This window comes from Oscillospiraceae bacterium, assembly GCA_035353335.1.
In the GTDB taxonomy this organism is placed as follows: domain Bacteria; phylum Bacillota; class Clostridia; order Oscillospirales; family JAKOTC01; genus DAOPZJ01.
Map to the genome: position 1 here is coordinate 1 of DAOPZJ010000124.1, position 1,855 is coordinate 1,855.

2 protein-coding genes are annotated in these 1,855 nt (G+C 54.7%); one reads left to right on the forward strand and one right to left on the reverse strand.

The genetic code is table 11. The annotated features are described in order from the left end of the window. Positions 1-461 (reverse strand): hypothetical protein (locus PKH29_12900; protein HNX15738.1); only part of this gene is annotated, 461 nt, incomplete at its 3' end. A gap of 144 nt (positions 462-605) precedes the next feature. Between PKH29_12900 and PKH29_12905 the strand changes: the two genes are divergently transcribed. Next, the coding region (locus PKH29_12905) for a chloride channel protein (GenBank protein HNX15739.1) at positions 606-1,855 on the forward strand (1,250 nt) is incomplete at its 3' end.

Consider the following 1,855-nt stretch of genomic DNA (forward strand, 5'->3'; position numbering starts at 1 on the left):
GTGGCCTTTTCCTCGTAAGTCACCTTCGGAATTTTCAATTTGTCGATGTCCTCGGGGTTGGCGAGTTGGTCGACATATTCGTGCGATTTGATGTTGTTCCCGTCTTCGGTCTCGATGGTCTCTTCGACTACGGGCAGCCAGCCTCTCTCGCCGCCGACAATCTTTTCGACGGGGATATAGGGCGGAACGATCATGTCGCAGGGGTAGTGACGCCATTTATATAACATCCGGCGCATGTGCAGCTCGGCTCTGCGAAAATCGGGATCGGTGCAATACAAAGTCAATTCGCCGTCGGTGTTCAGTTCGCACCACGGCTCTTCGTTAATCAAAACGATCGGGCGGATCATCCGAAGACCGTTGACCGCGCGGTGGAGTTTGGCATTTTCGGCGTTGCGCGGATGGCCTGCGGCCTCGGCGTATTCATTGGCAAGGGTTCTTAAAATCTCTCTGTCGGTGGGCATGGCGGTTCCCCTTTCGGTATTGGTTCGTGTAAATTCATTATAACCGAAAAGCCGAATTGATACAAGGTGCTGTGATTGTCTATTGACAGATTGCAAAAATGAATTATGATTTATTTATATCGGGATTTATCCTGCTGCGGGAGGATGGGCATTTTGAAGCTTGAGAGCGCAGGAACGCTGTTAAAAGATATAAAAGGGGATTTGCTCGCCTTTTTCAAATGGACCGCGCTCGCCGTTTTATCCGGTGCGGGAATCGGATTGGCGGGCGTCGGGCTTTTATTTTGCGTTCAGAAAGCCACGGAACTGCGTCTTCAAAATTCGTGGCTTGTGTGGCTTTTGCCGGCAGCGGGCGTTCTGACGGTGTTTATATACCGCGTCTGCGGCGTGACCCGCCCGCATGGGACGAATTTAGTGCTTTCGGCGGTGCGTTCCCCCGATCCGGTACCGCTTCGAATGGCACCCTTAATTTTTGTCGGGACCACGATCACCCATCTGTTCGGCGGCTCTGCGGGCAGAGAAGGCGCGGCGCTCCAGATCGGGGGTAGTTTGGGCTTTCAGACGGGCCGTCTGTTCCGACTGGATGAAAAGGATCTGCACATTATGACGATGTGCGGCATGAGCGCAGCTTTTTCCGCGCTGTTTGGAACGCCTGCGGCGGCTGTGGTGTTTGCGATGGAGGTCGTCAGCGTCGGGGTCATGTATTATGCCGCGCTGGTGCCCTGCACGATCGCTTCGTTGATTGCGGTTTCAATCGCGCGAGTGCTCGGATTTTCCCGGCCGGTTTATTCCGTCGCTTTTCCGGTGTTGCATTCGATTCCCGCTGGATTACGAACAGTCGCACTGGCGGCGCTTTGCGCTGGGCTGAGCGCACTTTTTTGCTTTGTTTTGAAGGGGACAGGCCGTTTATATGAGAAATATTTAAAAAACGGTTATCTGATTGCGGCTGTTGGCGGCATTTTAATTGTGGCACTGACGTTGATTTTCAATACCCGTGACTATCTCGGCATCGGTGAGAAAATCATCGACGCGGCACTCGGCGGTCAGGCGCGCCCGGAGGCCTTTGTGCTCAAAATGGTCTTCACGGCGCTGACGCTCGGCGCGGGCTTCAAGGGCGGCGAGATCGTGCCCTCCTTTTTTGTGGGCGCGACGTTCGGCTGCACGGCGGGCGGGCTGTTGGGTCTCGATCCGGCGGTGGGCGGGGCGTTCGGCATGATTGCAGTTTTCGCAGGCGTCACAAACTGTCCGCTGACCGCATTTATCATCGGAATCGAGCTGTTCGGAACGCAGGGGCTTCCGTTTTATCTGCTTGCCGCCGCGGTCAGCTATATGCTTTCGGGCTATACGGGGCTTTACGGCAGTCAGCAGATTTTGTATTCGAAAACCCGGGCGGAATT